Consider the following 22388-nt stretch of genomic DNA (forward strand, 5'->3'; position numbering starts at 1 on the left):
TACTAATTTTGATTAAAATAATGTATACATGAAAGTAGATATACTCGCTATTGGAGCACATCCTGATGATGTTGAATTAGGCTGTGGTGCAACTCTTGCTAAAGCTATTGCTGAGGGCAAAACCGTTGGAATCATAGATTTAACTAGAGGAGAATTAGGAACGCGTGGTACAGCAAAAACAAGAGACGAAGAATCTACTGAAGCAGCAAATGTGTTGGGTGTAGCTTTTAGAATTAATATGGCATTTGCCGATGGGTTTTTTACTAATGATAAAGAACATCAATTAGCATTAATAGAAGCTATACGCAAATATCAGCCAGAAATGGTTTTATGTAACGCTATTGACGATAGACATATAGACCATGGTAAGGGAAGTAAACTTGTAAGTGATGCGTGTTTTTTAAGTGGTTTGGTAAAGATTAATACCAACCAAGCAGCTTGGCGACCAAAGCATGTGTATCATTATATTCAATGGAAAAACATAAAACCAGATGTAGTTGTTGATGTTTCTGGATATATGGATATTAAAATGAAATCTGTGTTAGTATATAAAACTCAATTTTATGATCCTAGCAGTGATGAGCCAGAAACACCTATCTCTAGTAAAAATTTTACAGACAGCATAGTTTACAGAGCCAGAGATTTGGGACGGTTAGTTGGAGTAGAATATGGCGAAGGATTTACAGTTGAACGCTACCCAGCAGTTAATTCATTATTTGATTTAAAATAAAAAAGAAAAGTTTTGCATAGAATCGTAAATACTTTAAATTTGCAGACCTAATTAAAATGGTGGTTGTAGCTCAGTTGGTTAGAGCGCTGGTTTGTGGTACCAGATGTCGTGGGTTCGAGTCCCATCTTCCACCCAAGATATAAGCTTCTTAGAAATAAGGAGCTTTTTTTGTGGTAAATTTTCACCAATAGAAAGGGACGAGAAGTTTATACTGAGCGAAGTCAAAGTGAGTCTCATCTTCCACCCATAATTAAAAAGCCCTTCAATATTGAAGGGTTTTTGTTCTTAATAAATCTAAGTGTTATTCTGCTTTGTCAACTATAATACGCGCATCTCTGTTAGCGAGTTCCCAAGCCGTGTAAAATACTAATCGTGCTCTGTTCTCTAATAAATCGTATTCTATTTTGTCTGGTGTATCTGTTGGTTTATGGTAATCATCGTGAGTTCCATTAAAATAGAAAATTACAGGAATATTATTTTTAGCAAAGTTATAATGATCAGATCTGTAATAATAGCGATTAGGGTCGTTTTCATCATTGTAAGTATAATCTAATTCGATATTACAATACTTAGCGTTAATCTCTTCAGAAATATTATGCAATTCAGTACTAAGCTTATCGCTTCCAATTAAATACACGTAATTTCTGTTATTGCTTTTTCGTTTAGGATCTATTCTACCAATCATATCAATATTTAAATTAGCAATGGTATTCTCTAGCGGAAATATTGGATCCATATCTGTATAGTATCTAGAACCAAGTAATCCTTTTTCTTCACCTGTTACATGTAAAAATAGGATGCTTCGTTTTGGCTTATAACCATCATTTATAGCAGTTTTAAAAGCCTCAGCAATTTCAACAATAGCAATAGTACCAGAGCCATCATCATCTGCACCATTATAAACTTCACCATTTTTAACACCTTCATGATCTAAATGCGCAGAGATAACTAAAACTTCATCTGGTTTTTCTGAACCTTTAATGAAAGCTACAACATTTTCAGATTCTAGATTTTCAGATTTACTTTCTATAGCTACCTTAAAATCTGTTGGAATTGATTTTACTGAGTTATCTTCAGAAATTGTTGGATGAAGATTTGTTGCAAAAGTTTTATTTACCATGAACATTGGTATACTAACATCATTGCTTTTTAAAGACATTCTACCTGAAGTCCCAGATTCTGCCATTCTTGAAAAATAACCAGAATACGGACCATACATAGTATCATCCATTAATATTACAGCAATAGCACCTTTATCTTTTGCAACGTTTCTTTTAGAAGCCATTGCTTGTCTTGGATTTGTCCATTTTGTAGGTTGAATATCTCCTGATGTTACATAAGTACCATCCTCATTTTTAGCCTCACCAGCTTTCATTAAAACAACTTTACCCTTTACATCAATATCTCCATAATCTGAATAAGAATCGGTTTCTACACCAAAGCCAACATATACAACCTCATTAGCTTGCATTGTTCCTGTTTTACCACCAGAGATACAAAACTGATTTTCAAAAGGCTTGAAGTTAGTTCCGTTTACGGAAAGAGTAGATTTAGCTACTTGCTGTTTTTCTAAAGGCACTTCTTGGAAATAATCATCATTATTATATGCTGATCCTATTCCCATTGATGTATATTGATTCTTTAAGTATTCTACTGCTTTTTTCTGTCCAGGTGCTCCAGTTAGCCTACCTTCAAATTCATCTGAAGCATAGATATATAGCATTTCTTTGATTTCATTTTGAGTAATAGTGTTGGCATACTTTACCGGATTTACTTCGGCTTTAGTTTCTACTTCTGTATTGCTTACTGTTTTGTTATTAGAGGATCCACAAGCCACAAGAAGTAACATTGCACCTATAAAAAAGGGTGATTTTTTCATTAGAATTTATTTTAGGTTGTACAAAAATAGTTTCTCATTAATGGTAAAAAGAATCTATTAACAGTTTTTAACATCTTAGAATTTATCAACTTCAGGACGTTCATCAGCATTGGCTAAATACCAAGCTGTTGAGAATATAAGCTTTGCTCTTTTCGCTAAAAGATTAAAGTCAATTTTTTCTATAGTATCAGTAGGCTGGTGGTAATCGTCATGCTCGCCATTAAAATAGAAAATTACAGGAATACCTTCTAAAGCAAAGTTATAATGATCTGATCTGTAGTAGTAACGATTAAAATCGTCTTCTTCATTGTATATATAGTCAATATCAAGTTTCGTAAATTCTTCGTTTGCTCTTTCAGAAATATAATGCAACTCAGTACTAAGACGATCTGATCCGATGAGATAAATATAATCCTCATTATTCTGATACTTATTATCTCGTCGACCGATCATATCTATATTAAGATTTGCTATTGTATTAACTAGCGGAAATACTGGATTTTCAACATAATATCTAGAGCCTTCGAGTCCTAACTCTTCTGCAGTCATGTGAATAAACGCAATACTCCGTTTTGGTCTATAACCATCTTGTGCTGCTAATTTAAAAGCTTGCGCAATTTCTAATATTGCTGAATTGCCAGATCCATTATCATCAGCACCATTGTATATGGCACCCTCAATAACACCAATATGATCTAAATGACCAGATATGATAAGAACCTCTTCTGGGTAAACACTTCCTTCAATAAATGCTATTACATTTTGAGAAGAATTCATTATATCTTCTGGAAAATAGGATGCCGGAATTTTTTGATAGTAATCTGTAATACCTTCTGGAGAATTGATGTTTTGAGTTTTGTAATACGATCTTAAATAATTAGATGCTTTGTTATGTCCTTCAGAGCCTGTCATTCTTCCATTAAGACTATCAGAAGCAAAAAGGGATAAATGAGCTCTTAAATCCTTGGTATTTATTGTGTTAGAATATTTATTTATTATAGAAGCATCTTCAAAAACGATACTATTTTTAAGCTGCTTAATTTTTTCAGTATGTCTAAGATTGGTGCATGAACCTACTACTAATAATGCAGATAAAAAATAAAATTTCATAGATATAATATTCTGAAGTTCAAATAAAATCAAAAAAAAAGTAATACCGAAGTATTACTTAATTTTTTACAATGCTTTCTATTATTCAATATCTAAATCTATACCTTCAAGTTCCTCTAAAGCATCTTCTTCAGAAGATTTCTCGAGCTCTTCTAATGCTTCAGTATTTCCAACTTCGGATGTATCTGTTATCGACTTATATGTCATTATCGCCAACGACATAATGGATAGCAAAAAAATGTATTGAACCACTTTTTTAGAGGTCTTGGTTTTATTAGCTAAGTATAATACTCCTAAACCTGATAAAACTGCTATTATAGCTGGGAATAAAGCAATTTTAAACAAAGGTGTTACTACCAATATTACAGCAAATACTGCTGTAATGAATCCGAGTATAATTAGTGTTTTTTTCATGGTATTAGTTTAATCCTGTAGCTGATTTTATTTTTAATTCACCACTACCAACAGCAATCTTGAATTTTGCATATACAGGCACTTTATTTTGATCTGCAGTAAGCCATAGTAAGTTTGCGTTACTACCTTTTAACACATCATTATTTTTTACAGATAAACTTAGTTTATAGCATTCTTTACGCCCAATATTTGTTGAGATTGTTTCTTTACCTAGATACCTCACATTGATAATATTTTCAACATTATCAAATAGAATTTTAAAATCCATATTGTCACCAATATTAGCTTTATCAATATCTAAATTTCTTATATGGTATAAGGTGCTTACTAAATCTTTGGTCGATGAATTTATAGAAAGTGATTTTTTTTCTTCCCAAAAACCACCTTCCTTTTTTTTCTTCTTTTTTAAACTTTGAACTGTTTTTGTTTTATGGTTAAATTTATACTGCATAAATTTATAATACCCACCTTCGTTAATATCTCTTTTGTAAAGAAAAGGGGTTAAAGTTTTAGGGCTCACATAACTTTCATATAAATCTCTTATTTTAAAAAAGCTATCCCATTTACTATAAGTAGTTGCTTTACATTTTAAACGTAATAATGTAGTTTTTGAAGTTTTAATCTCACTGGTTTGCATAGTAACTTCAGCCAAATCTGTTAGTATCCCAGACATATTATAAGATGCAGTAAAAGTTAAATTTTCGCCAGCTACAATTGTTTTGTTCTGAGAAAATATATTTAAACATAATAAGCTTATTATGTAAAAAGAGAAGTGTTTCATGATAAAGTAGTTATAACGTCAAATCAATCATATATTATGCCGAAAATACAATTAGAGTAGATTTTATGCTAATATTTATTGATAGATTTTGATTTTTGAGTGGATTTAAAAAGTTGAAAAAATCTTTGTTGAACAAAAAAAGGATTCTATATTTGCAACCGCTAAAGGAGAAATGGCAGAGTGGTCGAATGCACCAGTCTTGAAAACTGGCGAGGGTCACACCTCCGGGGGTTCGAATCCCTCTTTCTCCGCAAAAGAGTTTCTATAATTAGAAACTCTTTTTTGTTTATATGTATCTTTGCAAAAACTAATTTGATGTCAGTTATAGAGAGTTTAGAATGGCGTTATGCTACTAAAAAATTTAATCCCAATGCTATAGTTTCTGATGAGAAACTAGAAATTGTTAAGCAAGCTTTTAATCTAACAGCTACGTCATTTGGTTTGCAAACTATAAAGCTAGTTGTAGTAACTGAAAAAGAAATTAGAACAAAGTTAGTTCCATTTTCTTTTGGTCAAGAACAAGTTTCTGATGCATCTCATTTATTGGTAATTTGTATTGATAATAATATTACCAGTGACGACGTTGATAATCATTTTGACCATGTTAAAACAATACGTTCTACTCCCGAAGATATTTTATCTCCTTTTAGAAGTGATTTAAAAAATATGATGGGTAAAAAGAGTGTTGATGAGCGTTTGGAATGGTCTAAACGTCAAGCCTATATTGCTCTAGGTAATTTAATGACTGTTTGTGCTTTAGAGCGAATAGATAGTTGTCCGATGGAAGGATTTTCCCCAAAAGATTATGATAGAATTCTTAAACTAGAGGAAAGACAGCTACAGTCTGTGTTATTATTACCAATTGGTTACAGAGCTAGCGATGATTTTTTTGCAAGTCTTAAAAAAGTTAGACAACCTATTCATAAAACTGTAATCCACTCAATTACTAAAGAAGAGTAGGTGCATTTTATTATATTTGTTACAAATCAAATCACTATGAAAACATATTCTTTATTATTCAGCCTACTTTTTTGTGTATATGGGTTTTCTCAAACCAACTTTAAAACACTCAAAGAATCTTCAGCTACAGCTGTTAAAGCCAATAAGCAAATACTTTTAATTCATGTTAATTCGGAGGAGAGTAGATTAGAAATTGACAAAAAAATTAGTTCAATACAAGATGCATTTGTGATTCATTATGTAAACGTTTCTAAAAATTCTACATTAACAGAAGAACAATTAATGCTCAATACACGGTTAGATCGTTCTTACAATGCAGGTAAATCGTATCCTTCTTTAGTTGTATTAGGAAAGTATGGAACAAAAAAAGGGGTTTCTTTCTCTCCAAACTCAGGCCTAACCATAGATCAATTTATAAGTTCTTTAAAAGCCCATTAATACAATATGCCAGGATTTGAATTATTCGGAGATTTAGAACGCAAAGAAGTTAATGATGTTTTAGATAATGGAGTTCTTATGCGCTATGGTTTTGATGCTATGCGAAAAGGACATTGGAAAGCAAAAGAACTTGAAGCAGAACTTGAAAAAACCTTTCAATCTAAACATGTGCAACTAGTATCTAGTGGAACTGCTGCAGTTTCAGTGGCATTAGCAAGCGCAGGTGTTGGTGCAGGAGATGAAGTGATTATGCCAACCTTTACCTTTGTTGCTAGCTTTGAAGCCATAATGATATTAGGCGCTATTCCTATATTGGTTGATATTGATGATACTTTAACTTTAGATCCTAAAGCTTTAGAACATGCTATAACACCAAAAACCAAAGCGGTTATGGTGGTGCAAATGTGTGGCAGTATGGCTAATATGAATGCTCTACGTTCTGTTTGTGATAAACATCATTTAATTTTAGTTGAAGACGCTTGCCAAGCTATAGGAGGCACTTACAACGATAAACCTTTAGGTAGCTTAGGTGATTTAGGTTGTTTTTCTTTTGATTTTGTTAAGACCATTACTTGTGGCGAAGGTGGAGCAGTTGTAACTAATAATAAAGCCTATTATGTTAATGCAGATCATTACTCAGATCATGGTCATGATCATGTAGGCAATGATAGAGGTGCAGAAACACATCCTTTTTTAGGGTATAATTTTAGAATTTCTGAATTAAACGCAGCTGTTGGTTTAGCTCAGGTAAAACGTTTGCCAGAATTTTTAGCGATTCAGAAAAAACATTATAGCATAATTAGAGAAACGTTATCGAAAATTCCAGAAATTAGATTTAGAACTGTACCAGAAGGTGGTGAAGAGAGTTATGCCTTTTTAAACTTTTTTCTTCCCAATGCAGACATTGCAAGCGAAGTATCTAAGGCATTTAAAACTAACGGCATTGATGTTTGCTGGAACTACTATAACAATAACTGGCATTATGTACGGAAATGGCATCATCTAAAAGAGGCTAAATCGTTGTATCCATTATCTAATGATATAAAAGACGAGCTTAATCTATTAAAGCATAAAGATTTCTCACAATCTGACCATTATATAAGTCGTAATATATCTTGTCTTATTAAAATGTCTTGGACAGAGGATGAAGTTTTAACCAGAGCTAATACAATGGCAACTATTATTAGATCATTAGTCTAATAATTAACACATTCTACAATTTCTAAACCATAACCAATCATACCAACACGTGGTTGTTGTTGGCTATTGGTCATTAAGCATAGCTTAGAAATATTGAGATCATGTAATATTTGAGCACCAATACCAAAATCTTTAACATCCATTGGTATTTGTGGTGCCTTGGCAATTTTGTTTACTTGCTGATTGTCTTTTAAAATAGCTAAACGATTTAACAAGTTTGTAGATTTCGGTTGCTGATTGATAAATAAGATAGCGCCTTTACCGTTCTCATTAACAGCTTTGAACATATCATCTAATTTTTGATCTGCATTATTTGTAAGTGTACCAAGAATATCATTATTTACTAATGTAGAGTTAATTCTGGTTAAAACGTGATCGTCAGAATTCCAATCGCCTTTAGTTAAAGCAATATGAACTTGACTATTTGTGGTCTGCTTATATGCTCTTAAACGAAACTGACCAAAACGTGTTTGAATATCAAAATCTTCCTTCTTTTCAATTAAAGAATCATGTTCCATTCTGTAAGCTACAAGATCTTCAATTGATACAATTTTAAGATCAAATTTTTTAGCAACCTGAAGTAACTGAGGTAAACGTGCCATTGTGCCATCTTCATTCATGATTTCAACAATTACTCCAGCAGGTTTTAAACCAGCTAAACGTGCAAAATCTATGGCAGCTTCAGTGTGTCCTGTTCGTCTTAAAACACCACCTTCTTTAGCTACCAAAGGAAAAATATGTCCCGGTCTGGCTAATTCAAATGATTTAGTGTCGTCATTAATTAAAGCATGTACAGTTTTAGAACGATCACTTGCTGAAATACCTGTAGTAACACCATTTCCTCTTAAATCTACAGATACTGTAAATGCAGTTTCCATAGGATCGGTGTTATTGCTAACCATCATATTAAGCTCTAGCTCTTTACAACGTTTTTCTGTTAAAGGTGCACAAATAAGACCTCTACCATGCGTAGCCATAAAGTTAATAGTCTCTGGAGAAATTTTTTCAGCAGCAGCTAAAAAATCACCTTCATTTTCACGGTTTTCATCATCAACAACGATAATTACTTTGCCTTGTCTTATATCTGCAATGGCCTCTTCTATTGTATGTAATTTAGTTGTGCTTTTTTCCAAAGTTGAAATCATATTGGTCATATATAGTACAAAGATATGGTCTTATTAGATACTTTCTATAAAAGTTCGATTAAAGTCTTTCTTCACTCTAAATTTTGTAAAGAATAATTCAATAGGATAAAGAGGTATACTTAATAATAACAGCAAAGGATGAATGCGCTTTTCTTTTCTGTCAATAGATGTGTAGAATTTTGAATAATAGTAATGAGATACTATAAAATAAATTAAAAAGAAAACTAAACTAATGATACCAAGTTGTATTGATGCATCTGCTATTTGAGGTAGCTTATTATTTTTGAATATGAAATGTAAAGCAATTAAAATGCCACCTATTAAAAAGCCTGTTAATGCAGCTTTAGAATAATCTATATAATCCGTGTAAATAGATTTGATAGCGTCAAATTTTTTGTTTGTTTCTAAACCATATTCTGATAGCTGTTCAATTTTTACTTTCCGTCTTTGAAGTTCTGACAAAGCTAAATAAGAGGCTTCAGCTTCATAATCAAATTTGGTGTAATCTTTAACAATAGCAGTTAATTTTTGATTGTTGAAATTTTCAAAATAGCGATAATCTGTACCCTCAGATGATACCAATCTATTTTGTGATTTTATCTTAAACAAACGTCTTAAAGGTTCTAAAAGAATATCAAACTCCAACAACCCTCTATCTTTTGTAGCTCTATTGGTTAGATAAATACTCAATGGCAACATAATTAAAGTTGATAGCCATGTTGCTAAAACAGGATTAAATGTTCCATTTTTTGCACTGTTTTTAGAGAATATACCAATAAAATGATAGGTTAAAAACAAGAGTACTGCAATAACCATTGGCAATCCTATTCCGCCTTTTCTTATGAGCGCTCCAAGTGGAGCTCCAACAAAGAATAAAATGATGCACGCAAAGGATAGCACATATTTTTCATGAAGTGCAATTAAATGTTGATTGCGCCATTTATCTTCGGCCGCAAGGGATTTTTTATTAGCTTCTAATATTTGTACTGTACTATTAGTACTGTTTAAAGCCAATTTAAAAATGTTCTCTTTTTGCTTAATTGTAAATAAATCTAACAGATTAGAATCATTTAAAGTATCTTGCTTAGGATTTATATTATTGTTAAGTGTACCAATAGTACTTCTGTTATAAAGTGTATTGGATAATGTTTTGGTTTTCTCAACACGTTTAACGGTTAGACTATCTATTGTATAATACAAGCCCGAAACATTTAGCATATTATATTTACCGTCAATATCATTTTCTGAATAATCTACATCTCCTGTGCCTCCTAAATCGAGGTTAATTGTATAGGTTTCAAAATAACTTTTTGCATGAGGTTTTCTTAAATTTCTTTTGGAGTCCTTACCAAAAACTTCTTCGTAATAATTACCTTTTATAAGTTTAAGACTCAATATTTCTGAATCTACACTGCTTATAAGCTCACCATGATCGGCTTTAATAACCATGTAGTTTTTATTACTACTATTTTTCTTTTTTTGATGTATGGTAACACCTTCTAAAAACTGACCACGTTCTCCACTTTTAGAATTAACCTTAATATTAAAATCTGTACCAATTTGATTAAATTGTCCTTGTGCTATAGCCATTGCAGGCTTTTCTTTTTTAATATTATTTCTAAGATTATAGAAGTTATGATTAGCTGCAGGAATTACATTATTGGCAAAAAAGAACGCTCCAACAGCAAGTAAGACAATAAATATGCTAAGGCCTCTCATAGCTCTTTGCAGAGATATACCAGTAGATTTCATTGCAGCAAACTCATAGTTTTCAGCAAAATTTCCAAAAACCATTATTGAGGCTACTAAAATTGTGAGTGGTAATATTAATGGAATTAACGTAGGAGTTACAAAGGCTAAAAACTTCATAATAACACCAACATCTAAATCTTTGCCTGCAAGTTCTGATATATAAAGCCAAACGGCCTGCAAAATAAAAATGAGCATGAGAATAATCAGCACGCTCAAAAATGTTTTTAAGTAGGTGGTAAGTATGTACCTATCTAATATTTTCACATTGCAAGGTTAGGACCTAATCTATTTTATTTATGTAATAATCAGGATATTTACTTTGATCAAAAGTAAATAAGGTTTTTGATATAGGCTGATTTGTTTTAAAAGAATTAACAGTCAAAGTGGTACGAGTACCATTTTTACCTACTTCGATAAGATTATAAATATGCTTAGTCTTAGCATCAATTCCTAATAGTACTTGTTTAATCTCAGCATTAGTATCAATAGGAATTAATTTTACATACTGTATTTTACGCCCTTTAACATTTTGAATAATATCCATTTCGTAATTATAACCATCTTCATAAAAAGACAGCATTTTACTTGGAGTAATCGTATTTTCATCTTCAGTATTATCCGAAGAAATAGTCACTTCTTCATCCTCTGGGCTTATAGTATATAGTGTTTTGCCATCAAAAAGTCTTGTAACACCTAATATATTAAGCAGATATTGCTCGCCTTTAATAACTACATTACCACGTGTTTCTTGGTTGATATCTTCACTAACATTACTTAAAACATATTTAAATTCTATCGAGATGTTTTCATAAGCTTTTACCTTAGTACTCACTTCATTAAGTAAAGCTTTAGCATCATTTTGCGCCATGGTAAAAAAACTAGCTCCAATACATAAAGCAAAGAATAAATGTTTCATTGTTTGTAATGACTTTAAGACTATTAATTTATTGTTGTTCATTTTCTAATAATTGTTCTAATGCAGATAAATCTGGTACTAAAACCTGCCTGGCTTTACTGCCTTCAAAAGAACCAACGATTCCTGCGGCTTCTAACTGATCTATAATTCTACCTGCTCTATTATAACCTAATTTTAATTTACGTTGTAATAAAGATGCTGATCCTTGTTGTGCTGTTACAATAATCTGTGCAGCATCTTTAAATAGTTTATCTCTATCTGCTATGTCTACATCAAGACTTGTGCCACTTTCTTCACCAACATATTCTGGTAATAAATGCGCATCTGGATAGGCTTTCTGTGATCCAATAAACTCTGTAATCCGCTCTACTTCTGGTGTATCTACAAAAGCACACTGCAAACGAATCATGTCATTACCTTGTGTATACAACATATCGCCTCGACCTATAAGCTGATCTGCTCCAGAGCCATCTAAAATAGTCCTAGAATCTATCTTAGAGGTTACTCTAAATGCTATACGTGCTGGAAAATTAGCTTTTATAATTCCTGTTATAACATTTACAGATGGTCGTTGTGTAGCTATAATTAAATGTATTCCAATAGCTCTGGCTAATTGTGCTAATCTTGCAATTGGTGTTTCTACTTCTTTACCAGCAGTCATTATTAAATCTGCAAATTCATCGACTACTAAAACAATATATGGCAAAAACTGGTGACCATCATTTGGGTTTAATTTACGAGCTTTAAATTTTGCATTATACTCAGCTATATTTCTACAAAACGCATTTTTTAGTGACTCGTAACGGTTATCCATTTCAATACATAACGAATTTAATGTATTAATAACCTTTGTATTATCTGTAATTATAGCTTCCTCACTGTCTGGCAACTTTGCAAGATAATGACGTTCAATTTTATTAAATAATGTAAGCTCAACCTTTTTTGGGTCTACTAAAACAAACTTAACTTCTGCTGGATGTTTTTTATAAAGTAATGAGGTTAACACTGCATTTAGCCCAACAGACTTTCCTTGTCCTGTAGCACCAGCCATAAGTAAATGAGGCATTTTTGCTAAGTCTACAACAAACGTTTCATTGCTAATTGTTTTACCCAATGCAATTGGTAGTTGCATCTCAGATTTCTGAAATTTTTGCGCTGCAATCACAGAGTGCATTGAAACGATTGTGGATTTTTTATTCGGAACTTCAATACCAATTGTACCTTTACCAGGTATAGGAGCAATTATTCTAATACCTAATGCTGCTAACGATAATGCAATATCATCTTCTAAGTTTTTAATTTTTGAAATACGAACACCTGCATCTGGCACAATCTCATAAAGTGTTACTGTAGGACCAATAGTAGCTTTAATACTCTGAATACCAATTTTATAATTACTAAGGGTTTCTACAATTCTATTTTTATTTTCTTCGAGTTCATCCTTATCAATGGTAATACCTTCGGTATTATACTGCTTCAATAAATCTAAGGGCGGAAATTGATATTTACCTAACTCTAGCGTAGGATCAAATAGACCAAAATCCTCTACAAGCTTATCTGCCAGGTTATCCCGTTCAGATTTTTCTTCCTTAATTTCTTCCACTTCAATTGCAACATCAGGTTTTATCTCTTGGGTTTTTAGTTCTGGTTCTGTAATTGAAACCTCTAGTTCAGTGTCTTTTTTGGTTGGATTAAGTTTAGAGTGGTTTTTAATTGTTGGCTCTAAATTTTCTAAAGGGATTTCAAAAGATGATTTAATAGCTTCTGCTTCTTCTGTTAAACTATTGTCTATTGGTACATCATCTGCTTCTGTTATATTGTCTTTAGTGGAGTTAAACTCGTCTTTAAATTCTTTTTTAGCACGCTTAAAGAGATTTGTAAATGTTTCGCCATTTGCTTTAAACCGAATAGCAGCATATGTAATTAAACCAAATAGTAGGAGTAAAGCAGTCCCAATCTTACCTATATAATCTTGAAAGAAAGTATTCATCTCATAACCTATAGTACCTCCAAGCATACCATATTTGTGTGAGAAGAATCCAAAGAAAATAGAAAGCCAAATCACAATAAGTGTTCCCCAAATCCAGTGTTTTCTTAGTTTTGCCTTCTTTAGATTTAACGTAACATAAATACCAGATAAGAAAAATAAACCTGAAAAAATAAAGGATGCAATTCCGAAACCTTTATCAATAAATAGTTCACTTAACCATGCACCACCTTGTTTGGCCCAATTTTTATATTCATTTGAACGTACTGGAAAGTTTGCAAGAAGGCTTTGATCTTCTTTACCTTCAAATAAATGCGATAGAAAGGAGACAAAAAGCAACACACCAAGGATAATTAACAAGCTACCAAAAATTAACTTTTGTTGACTTGATAATTTGAAATTTGGTGATTTAAGTTTAGGTTTTGTTTTAGTATTCCTTTTTTTGGTCTTTTTCGCCATTAATCCCTTTTAGTGAAACAAAAATACAAATTACTGTTATTAACGACTGTTTATTTTAAAAAATTGCCAACGCCATTGTTAACAATTAAAAAATCTTTGGTATATAAATAATACCTGCAACAATAACAGCTGTAATAGCAGCTAAAAAAACAGCTCCAGCAGAAATATCTTTAATGCGTCCGATTTTGTGATGATGTTCAGGATGAATAAAATCTGCAATATATTCTATCGCTGTATTTACACCTTCAATACTCATCACTAATCCTATCATTCCTGTTTGAATTAACCACTCTGTTTTGGAAATATTAAAGTAAAAACCTGCAATAGTTATAACAATAGCAATACCAACTTGAATTTTAATACTAGCCTCAGTGCTTATAAGGTAAACAGCACCTTTAAGAGCATAACCAACACTTTTTATTCTGTTGATGAAGAAGGGTTCTTTAGATGGATTCATAAAGATTAACTCAAAGCAGACAATGCAGCTTCGTAGTTTGGTTCTTCTCCTGTTTCTGATACTTGTTCCGTGTGCGTAATGATTCCGTCTTTATCAATAACAACAATACTTCTAGACAATAAACCTTCAAAAGCACTATCTGTAAAAGTAACACCATAGTCTTCACCAAATTTTCCTGTTTTAAAATCAGATAATGATACCACATTTTCTAAACCTTCAGCTCCACAAAAACGTGCTTGCGCAAAAGGTAAATCTTTAGATATACACAAAACAACAGTATTATCTAAATTACTTGCTTTTTCATTGAAGGTTCTTATGGATTGTGCACATACTCCTGTATCTACACTCGGAAATATGTTGAGTACTACGTTTTTTCCAGAAAAATCACTAAGTGTTTTTTCTGATAAATCTGTTGCAGTTAAGTTAAAGTCATGAGCTTTTGTACCGATTTCTGGTAAGCTTCCTATGGTATTTGCTGGATTACCTCCTAATGTTATTTTAGCCATTTTTATAGTTTAAATTTTTGAAGCTTAAAAATAGTGATTATTGATTTTATATTCTACAAAAAAGTCTGGTCAAATTTCATTTTTTTTAATCTTATTTGTGGTTTATTAGGAATATGATAAATTTTCAATTCTAATTTAATTTCTAATAGGTTAATGTGTTAGTAATTTTTAGATTTGAATCACTAACTAAACAAATTATTATGGGAAGGAAATCTAATTTTATTGTACTTGCTTTATTGGTTATTGTTATTCTAGTCTGCGGAACCGAGTATCAAGTATTAGAATCTACTGGCACTATAGATAAAGGTGATACAGCTTGGATGATTGTTGCTACTGCATTAGTCTTTTTAATGACACCTGGTTTAGCTTTTTTCTATGGAGGCATGGTAAACAAAAAAAGTATTATATCCACTATGCTGCAAAGTTTTGTAGCACTTGGTGTTATCAGTGTGCTTTGGGTAGTATTTGGATTTAGCCTTGCTTTTGGTGATAGTTTTTACGGAATAATTGGAGATCCTAGAACATTTTTTTGTTTTAAAGATGTTATGGCTTCACCAAACCCTGATTTTGCTGAAACTATTCCATTTTTATTGTTCGCTTTATTTCAATTAAAATTTGCAATAATTACTCCAGCACTTATTACCGGAAGCTTTGCAGAACGTATTCGTTTTAGAAGTTATATTTTATTTATGGTGCTCTTTTCTGTAGTTATATACTCACCATTAGCACATATGACATGGCATCCTGATGGCTTACTAAGAAATTGGGGCGTTTTAGACTTTGCAGGTGGTACAGTTGTACATATGTCTGCTGGTTTAGCTGCTTTAGCAGGAGCTATTTATCTTGGCAAACGTAAAGAGCGTATAGAGAGACCTGCCAATATTCCTTATGTTATTTTAGGAACAGGTTTATTATGGTTTGGATGGTTTGGTTTTAATGCAGGCTCTGCCTTAGGTGCAAATGCAGATGCAGTAATTGCATTTTCTAACACCAATATTGCCTCAGCTACAAGTATGATTACTTGGTTGTTTTTTGATCGTTTTTACAATAGAAAAATGTCATCTCTAGGTGCATGTATTGGTGCAATTGTAGGTTTGGTTGCGATAACTCCAGCTGCAGGATTTGTGTCTTTAGGTCAAAGTGTATTTATTGGATTTGTTGCAGCCATAGTGAGTAATATTGCGATACAGCTTAATAAACGTTCTCAGATTGATGATACTTTAGATGTATTTCCTAGTCATGGAGTTGGAGGTATAGTAGGTATGCTTTTAACTGGTGTTTTAGCCAAGGATGTTGGACTTATTTATGGCGAGACACAAACGTTTTGGTATCACTTACTAGCATTAGTAATTGTAGCAGTATTTACATTTTTCGGAAGTTGGATATTATTTAAAATCGTAGATATTATGATTCCACTAAGAGTAAGACCAGATCAAGAGGAGCGTGGTTTAGACTTGTCTCAGCATGGTGAGAATGTTGAATGATATTTTTGTTATATTTTAAAGCTAAATTGCACTTATTCTCATAATATGAATCTAACCAAATTAGCATTATTCTTTTTTATAATTTTTATTAGTATCAATCTTAATTCGCAATCTGTTGAAGATATAATAGCTGATGAGTTATGTGATTGTATTAAAACAAAAGAAATAACAGAGCTAGAAAAAATAGACCTTTGTTTAGCGGATATAATATTGAGTAATGAGATAAATTTATTGAAAGAGTTTAGAGTTAAAACAATGGATAGCATTCCGCAAGATGTTTTTATAAGAATAGCTTCAAAAATGACCAAGCAATGTAGCTATCTCTTTAACTTTGTAGAACCTATTAAAGACAAAATATCAAATAATAATACTCTAAATTGTTCTGAACTAGTTGATGGTAATTATTATTACCTAATTCCTTCGTATGAAAACAGAAAAGTGATGGATACAACGTTTGTAAACATTAATAATCATTCTTGGGAAGAAAAAATGCAAAAAACTAATACCTATTCTAATCTCAAATTTTTAAAAAAAAGTGATTGTGAATTTTCGTTAGAGTTTATAGAAAGCGATGACGATATAAAAAAGAACTTTAGCAAAAAAGGCGATGTCTATAATTATAAAATTGTCGGCACTACATTAAATTCTTTGTTTCTAGAAATTGAAATGGGTAAACGAAAGTCTTATTTTGAATTAATAAAGTTAAAATAGTTTATCTCAACTCAGCACCAAGTTGCTTTTCAAAATTACCTTGTAGCTTCTGCATAATTTTATCAATCTGTTTATCTGTTAAGGTTTTAGCTTCATCTTGCAGCATAAAGCTTACAGCATAACTCTTTTTACCTTTAGGTAATTTTTCACCTTGATAAACGTCAAATAAATTAATGTCTTTTAATACTTTCTTTTCAGTTTGCTTGGCAATAGTGTAAATGTTTTCAAAAGAAACTGTTTCGTCTACCAATAAAGCAAAGTCTCTACGAACCTCGGGATATTTAGATATTTCAGTAACTTTAACAGTCTTAGCGCTTATTACTTGTAGTATATTATCCCAATTAAAATCTGCAAAAAGTACTTCTTGATCAATACCAAAAGATTTTAAGATTTTACGTGTAACTAAACCAAACTCAACCAATTTAATTTTACCAAAACCTAATTGCAGTCCTTCACTCAACATATCATTTTTAAGTGGAGACCCTTTAGCATTTGTTATACCTAATCGCTCTAACAACGCTATAATGATGCCTTTAAAATAAAAGAAATCACTCTTTTGAGTGCTTTCTAACCAACTTTCTGTAGTGCGATTACCACTTGTAAAAAGCGTTAAATGTTTATGCTCCTCGCGCTCGTTATAGTTATGATACGTTTTACCAAATTCAAATAATTTTAGGTCTAATTGACGTCTATTAATATTATGCGAAATAGCTTCAAGACCACTAAACAATAAACTTTGTCGCATTACTGCTAAATCATTACTTAACGGATTAAGCATTTCAACATTATGTTCAGCTTTTAAATGGTCACTTAACTCTATATAGTCTGGAGAAGTCAATGAATTTGCTAAAATTTCATTAAATCCTTGTGCTGCTAATTGATTACCAACAACATTCTGAATTTTATGATCTTCTGTTTTAGACGAGTAAGAGATAGAAGCATTTAATTTTTCTGTGGTACTTATATTATTATAACCATAAACACGTAATACCTCTTCAATAATATCAGCTTCTCGTTGAACATCATTTCTGTAGGCTGGCACTGTTAGACCTAAACCAGCTTCGGTAACGTTATTGACCTTTATATCTAATGATGTTAAAATTTGCTTAATGGTTTCTCTTGGAATTTCTTCACCTATCAGTTTTTTTGCATTTTCAAAACTAAGACGAACTTCAAAATCTTTTATTTTATTAGGATATGCATCAACAATATCACTACTAAGTTCACCTCCTGCAATGTCCATGATTAAAAGTGCACAACGTTTTAGTGCATACTCTGTAATATTAGGATCAATACCACGCTCAAATCTAAATGAAGCATCAGTATTTAATCCATGACGTTTTGCTGTTTTTCTAACACTTACAGGATCAAAATAAGCACTTTCTAAAAATATGCTCGTAGTTGTTTCTGATACTCCAGAATGAATACCTCCAAAAACACCAGCAATACACATTGGTTTATCTGCATCACAAATCATTAAATCCTCTTCATGCAATTCGCGTTCAACGTCATCAAGAGTAACAAATTTAGTTCCTGTTTTTAAAGTTTTAACTTCAATAGTATTACCTGATATTTTTGCAGCATCAAAAGCATGCAATGGCTGACCTAATTCATGCAACACATAATTGGTAGCGTCTACAATATTATTAATAGGCGCTAAACCAATAGATTTTAAACGATTTTGTAACCATTGTGGAGATGGTTCAACTTTTAATCCAGATAAAGTTACACCACAATATCTAGGCGCTTTCTCTTTATCTAAAACATCAACATCTATTTTTAAGGATCTTTTATCAAGATGAAATGCACTTACAGAAGGTGTAATAAGCTCTAAATTTTCTTCGTGCTGCAATAAGCCTGCTTTTAAATCTCTAGCTACACCATAATGACTCATGGCATCGGCTCTATTTGGTGTTAAACCAATTTCAAAAACATAATCATTTTCAATTTCAAAAACCTCAGAAGCTAAAGTTCCTGGTTCTAATATATCGTCTAATATCATAATACCATCATGCGATGCACCAAGACCCAGTTCGTCTTCGGCACAAATCATTCCGTAGCTTTCTTCACCTCTAATTTTTCCTTTTTTTATTTTCCAAGCTTCACCTTCAGAAGTATATAATGTGGTTCCTATGGTTGCTACAGGTACTTTTTGACCTTTATCTACATTTGGAGCTCCACAAACAATCTGAACAGGTTCTTTCTCTCCAATATTTACAGAAGTGATTTTTAGTTTATCAGCATTAGGATGCTTAGAACAGGTTATAACTTCACCAACAACAATACCTTCTAATCCACCTTTTACAGACTGAAATGGTTCAATACCTTCGATCTCTAAACCAAGATCAGTGAGTAATTCACCAGTTTTTTCTGGTGACCAATCTGTCTTAATAAATTGCTTTAACCAATTATATGATATTTTCATCGTTTGTTTTTAATGCAGTCGCAAAGATAATAAACCTCGTTTCTTAATGAAATTGAATGATTGCTTTTTTATTTAAGCTTTTTGTTGTTATTTAGAACCACTATGAAAAGTATTAAAACTATTAAAAAGTACCTTATTGTAACCTTAGCATTACTCTGTATAAGTTGTAAGCAAGAATCTAAGGCAGAACATTTAAAAGTAGGCATTTACAGAGCTGTTTTACAGGTCCAAGATAATAAAGAATTACCCTTTAATTTTGAAATAGCTGATGATAATTCTGTGGTTATTTATAATGCCGAAGAGCGTATTAAAGACAATCAGTTAACTTATAAGAATGATTCTATTTATATAACCTTTCCAGTATATGAAGGCTATATCGCTGGAACAGTTAAGAATGGAGTATTACAAGGCCATTATATCAAAGAAAGTTTAGATAGAGTAGTCCCTTTTAATGCTGAAATAGGATCAAAACGATTTGAAATCAATGAACGTAAATCAAAATTCAATATTTCAGGAAACTGGGAAACAGTTTTTAGTAAAGACATTGAAGGTGATGAATACATTGCTAAAGGAATTTTTACACAAAATGGTAATGTAGTTAATGGAACGTTTAGAACTACGACTGGTGATTATCGTTTTTTAGAAGGTGTTTTAAACGGAAATCAATTGTCATTATCAGCTTTTGATGGTGCTCACGCTTTTTTGTTTACAGCAAATGTGACAGATTCTACAATGGAAGGTCAATTTTACTCTGGTAATCATTGGAAAGAACCTTTTGTAGCTAAAATTAATCCTGATTACGAGTTACCAGATTCAGATTCATTAACTTACCTTAAAGAGGGTTATGATAAATTTGCTTTTTCATTTCCTGATGAAAATGGAAAAATAGTATCTCTTCAAGATGAACGATTTAAAGATAAAGTTGTATTAGTGCAAATCATGGGAACTTGGTGTCCTAACTGTTTAGATGAAAGTCGTTTTTATTCAGAGTATTACAAAAATAATTCTAACGAGGATATTGAAATAGTAGCTTTAGCTTTTGAATATGCCAAAACTAAAGATAGAGCTTTAACTAATATTAGACGATTAAGAGATAACACAGAAATTACCTACCCTATTTTATTGGCGCAAATAGGTAGCTCTGATAAAGGGAAGGCTAATGAAAAATTGCCAATGTTAAATCATGTATTAAGTTACCCAACCACTATTTATATCGATAAAAAAGGTAATGTTCGTAAAATACATACAGGCTTTAATGGTCCTGCAACAGGAGACAAGTATAACATGTTTATTTCTGAGTTTGACAGCTTTGTTAAAATGTTGCTTTTAGAATAATTATAGTATGTTTGTACTACATAAAAAAAAATTACCATGAAGAAGTTATTTGCCCTACTTACTTTTTTAATTTTATTTACTGCTATTACATGTGAGAATGAGCCCATTGACGATGGTATTGAAACCATTGAAACTAATATGTCTTGCGAGCAAGCTGTTTTAAATACAGCTGAAGCAGCTTTAGCTTTTTTAGAAATAGACGAAGGAAATTATCAGCAACTTTGTATTGCTTACAAAGAAGCTCTAGAGGCACAAATATTAGCTTGTGGAGATCCAGATGGTTCTATACAGCAAGGTATTGATGCTTTAGGAGATTGTACTGATCCTTCTACCTTTACGGATTGTGAAGCAGCTGAAAATGCAGCGAACTTAGCAGAGATTAATTTCAGTAATGCCAATGATGATAATTATGAAACTCTTTGTGTAATATATAGATCTGCTCTAGAAGAACAGATTTTTGAATGTGGTGATGAAGATGGAAGTTTGCAAGCTATGATTGACGAACTTGGTGATTGTTCTAATGATCCAGATCCAGTTTCAGACAGTGAAATTAGATTTTCAGCTGGTACTGCACCAATTGTTTTTGATATTATAACAGTTGTAGAAGCAGGAAACTTTTTAGAAGTAACAGGTGAAAGTTCTGCTAATGGAGCAAGTAGCTATAGAATATATTTTGAAGTAGAACAAAATGCCACAGGAGTTGATATTATAAATAGTACGTTTGAGGTAACATTAACCTCTACATTTTTTCCTAACACAGATGGATTTGATGATTTTACATCCAACATAACCACAAATGAAGCAGGAGAATTACTAGGAACCTTTGGTGGCATTGTTACCAACGCAGATGGAGGTGACTTAAGTTTAACCTCTGGTGTTATTGAAGTATATTATTAATTCTAAATGATATCATATTAAAAAAGCCACTTAACAGAAGTGGCTTTTTTAATATGATATCGTTATTGTTAGTTGCTAATACTACCAGAACCAGATACTTTTGTATCCTCTTTTTCAGGATTACCTTTATACTCAATATCTCCAGAGCCTGCAACTCTAGCCTTTAGGCTCTTTCTGCTTACTACTTCGGCATCACCAGATCCAGCAACTGATACAGTTGTATTATTAGATTCTAAATTAAACCCATGAAAATCACCAGAACCAGCAACTTTGGCTTCTAAGTTTTCTGTTTTTCCTTTTAATGTTAAGTCTCCAGATCCTGCAATACTCCCTTTTACATTACTGGTAGCGACATCTAAGATTAAATCACCAGAACCTGCTAATGCAACACTTAAGTCTGATGCAGAAATAGTATCCTTATTATATAAATCTCCCGAACCAGCTAATGATACATGATTAATATCTTTAAAGGGAATCGTAATTTTAATCGTATTATTTTTACTTGTTTGAAGGTTGATTTTTTTCTGAGTTTTTACAACCAATTGATTGTCTTTTATTTCAGTTACAATATATTCTAAAAGGTTTTCTTCACCTTCTATAGTAATTTTTCCTTCTTCTCCAGCAACTAATATATAATCAAAAGATCCTGCACATTTTATACCATCATAGTCAGATGTAGTACGTGTTATTGTGGTTACATTACCGTTACCTTTAATTTTTTTTCCTTTTCCATACCATTGAGCATGTGTTAAGCTCACAAACATAATGGCAATTAATACTAAGATTGATTTTTTCATTGTTG

The 22388-nt window shown here is 31.9% G+C and carries 20 protein-coding genes and 2 tRNA genes; 10 read left to right on the plus strand and 12 right to left on the minus strand.

From position 1 onward, the window contains the following. Positions 1-28: 28 nt before the first annotated feature. Together bshB1 and RM697_RS03170 are read left to right on the plus strand one after the other, a co-directional pair. Positions 29-730 (plus strand): bacillithiol biosynthesis deacetylase BshB1, encoded by a 702-nt coding sequence (gene bshB1, locus RM697_RS03165; protein WP_311426391.1) that lies wholly within the window; start codon positions 29-31, stop codon positions 728-730. A 58-nt stretch (positions 731-788) separates the two neighbouring features. Further along, positions 789-864: transfer RNA gene (locus RM697_RS03170), tRNA-His, on the plus strand. A 167-nt stretch (positions 865-1031) separates the two neighbouring features. On the opposite strand, the gene RM697_RS03175 is transcribed toward RM697_RS03170, so the two are convergent. The 4 genes from RM697_RS03175 to RM697_RS03190 form a co-directional block, all read right to left on the minus strand. Continuing rightward, positions 1032-2609: a M28 family peptidase gene (locus RM697_RS03175; protein ID WP_311426392.1), complete on the minus strand. Its 1578-nt coding sequence runs from the start codon at positions 2607-2609 to the stop codon at positions 1032-1034. 75 nt (positions 2610-2684) lie between these two features. Next, the gene (locus RM697_RS03180; RefSeq protein ID WP_311426393.1) at positions 2685-3719 is read right to left on the minus strand and encodes a M28 family metallopeptidase; all 1035 of its coding nucleotides are present in this window, start codon (positions 3717-3719) and stop codon (positions 2685-2687) included. Positions 3720-3800: 81 nt separating this feature from the next. Beyond that, a complete protein-coding gene (locus tag RM697_RS03185; protein ID WP_311426394.1) occupies positions 3801-4133 on the minus strand; it encodes an FUSC family protein in 333 nt (110 codons plus the stop codon). 4 nt (positions 4134-4137) lie between these two features. Further along, complete coding sequence (locus RM697_RS03190; RefSeq protein WP_311426395.1) at positions 4138-4914, minus strand: DUF3108 domain-containing protein; 777 nt, start codon at positions 4912-4914, stop codon at positions 4138-4140. A gap of 166 nt (positions 4915-5080) precedes the next feature. Between RM697_RS03190 and RM697_RS03195 the strand changes: the two genes are divergently transcribed. The 4 genes from RM697_RS03195 to RM697_RS03210 all read left to right on the plus strand — a co-directional run bounded on the left by RM697_RS03195 (position 5081) and on the right by RM697_RS03210 (position 7512). After that, a tRNA-Ser gene (locus tag RM697_RS03195) sits at positions 5081-5165 on the plus strand. Between the two features lie 64 nt (positions 5166-5229). Continuing rightward, on the plus strand, positions 5230-5874 hold the full coding sequence (locus tag RM697_RS03200; protein ID WP_311426396.1) for an NAD(P)H-dependent oxidoreductase: 645 nt from the start codon (positions 5230-5232) through the stop codon (positions 5872-5874). Positions 5875-5910: 36 nt separating this feature from the next. Next, positions 5911-6312: a hypothetical protein gene (locus tag RM697_RS03205; protein WP_311426397.1), complete on the plus strand. Its 402-nt coding sequence runs from the start codon at positions 5911-5913 to the stop codon at positions 6310-6312. Between the two features lie 6 nt (positions 6313-6318). Then, entirely contained in the window at positions 6319-7512 is a 1194-nt protein-coding gene (locus tag RM697_RS03210; protein ID WP_311426398.1) for a DegT/DnrJ/EryC1/StrS family aminotransferase, read from the plus strand. Here the strand turns inward: RM697_RS03210 and ribB are convergent. The 6 genes from ribB to tpx form a co-directional block, all read right to left on the minus strand. After that, on the minus strand, positions 7509-8657 hold the full coding sequence (gene ribB / locus RM697_RS03215; protein ID WP_311426399.1) for a 3,4-dihydroxy-2-butanone-4-phosphate synthase: 1149 nt from the start codon (positions 8655-8657) through the stop codon (positions 7509-7511). The two genes, RM697_RS03210 and ribB, sit on opposite strands and share 4 nt — an antisense overlap. 33 nt (positions 8658-8690) lie before the next feature. Further along, positions 8691-10673, minus strand: a complete 1983-nt coding sequence (locus tag RM697_RS03220; RefSeq protein WP_311426400.1) for an LptF/LptG family permease — start codon at positions 10671-10673, stop codon at positions 8691-8693. 16 nt (positions 10674-10689) lie between these two features. Then, positions 10690-11325, minus strand: coding sequence for an outer membrane lipoprotein periplasmic chaperone LolA1 (gene lolA1 / locus RM697_RS03225; RefSeq protein WP_311426401.1), 636 nt, complete (start codon positions 11323-11325; stop codon positions 10690-10692). 28 nt (positions 11326-11353) lie between these two features. After that, entirely contained in the window at positions 11354-13771 is a 2418-nt protein-coding gene (locus RM697_RS03230) for an FtsK/SpoIIIE family DNA translocase (protein WP_311426402.1), read from the minus strand. 85 nt (positions 13772-13856) lie between these two features. Then, entirely contained in the window at positions 13857-14228 is a 372-nt protein-coding gene (locus RM697_RS03235; protein WP_311426403.1) for a diacylglycerol kinase, read from the minus strand. 5 nt (positions 14229-14233) lie between these two features. After that, on the minus strand, positions 14234-14734 hold the full coding sequence (tpx, locus tag RM697_RS03240; RefSeq protein WP_311426404.1) for a thiol peroxidase: 501 nt from the start codon (positions 14732-14734) through the stop codon (positions 14234-14236). Positions 14735-14934: 200 nt separating this feature from the next. Here tpx and RM697_RS03245 point away from each other — a divergent pair, with 200 nt between their 5' ends. Together RM697_RS03245 and RM697_RS03250 are read left to right on the plus strand one after the other, a co-directional pair. Continuing rightward, positions 14935-16218, plus strand: a complete 1284-nt coding sequence (locus tag RM697_RS03245; RefSeq protein ID WP_311426405.1) for an ammonium transporter — start codon at positions 14935-14937, stop codon at positions 16216-16218. 45 nt (positions 16219-16263) lie between these two features. Further along, positions 16264-16929, plus strand: coding sequence for a hypothetical protein (locus RM697_RS03250; RefSeq protein WP_311426406.1), 666 nt, complete (start codon positions 16264-16266; stop codon positions 16927-16929). A gap of 1 nt (position 16930) precedes the next feature. Here the strand turns inward: RM697_RS03250 and pheT are convergent, their stop codons facing one another. Next, positions 16931-19354, minus strand: coding sequence for a phenylalanine--tRNA ligase subunit beta (gene pheT, locus RM697_RS03255; protein ID WP_311426407.1), 2424 nt, complete (start codon positions 19352-19354; stop codon positions 16931-16933). A gap of 102 nt (positions 19355-19456) precedes the next feature. Between pheT and RM697_RS03260 the strand changes: the two genes are divergently transcribed. Together RM697_RS03260 and RM697_RS03265 are read left to right on the plus strand one after the other, a co-directional pair. After that, positions 19457-20689 carry a peroxiredoxin family protein gene (locus RM697_RS03260; protein WP_311426408.1) on the plus strand — a complete coding sequence of 411 codons (1233 nt, stop codon included), beginning with the start codon at positions 19457-19459 and terminating at the stop codon, positions 20687-20689. A gap of 36 nt (positions 20690-20725) precedes the next feature. Continuing rightward, the gene (locus RM697_RS03265; protein WP_311426409.1) at positions 20726-21586 is read left to right on the plus strand and encodes a hypothetical protein; all 861 of its coding nucleotides are present in this window, start codon (positions 20726-20728) and stop codon (positions 21584-21586) included. 68 nt (positions 21587-21654) lie between these two features. On the opposite strand, the gene RM697_RS03270 is transcribed toward RM697_RS03265, so the two are convergent. Further along, positions 21655-22383 carry a head GIN domain-containing protein gene (locus RM697_RS03270; protein ID WP_311426410.1) on the minus strand — a complete coding sequence of 243 codons (729 nt, stop codon included), beginning with the start codon at positions 22381-22383 and terminating at the stop codon, positions 21655-21657. Positions 22384-22388: the final 5 nt, after the last annotated feature.

This window comes from Microcosmobacter mediterraneus (assembly GCF_031846265.1).
GTDB classification, from domain to species: Bacteria; Bacteroidota; Bacteroidia; order Flavobacteriales; family Flavobacteriaceae; genus Microcosmobacter; species Microcosmobacter mediterraneus.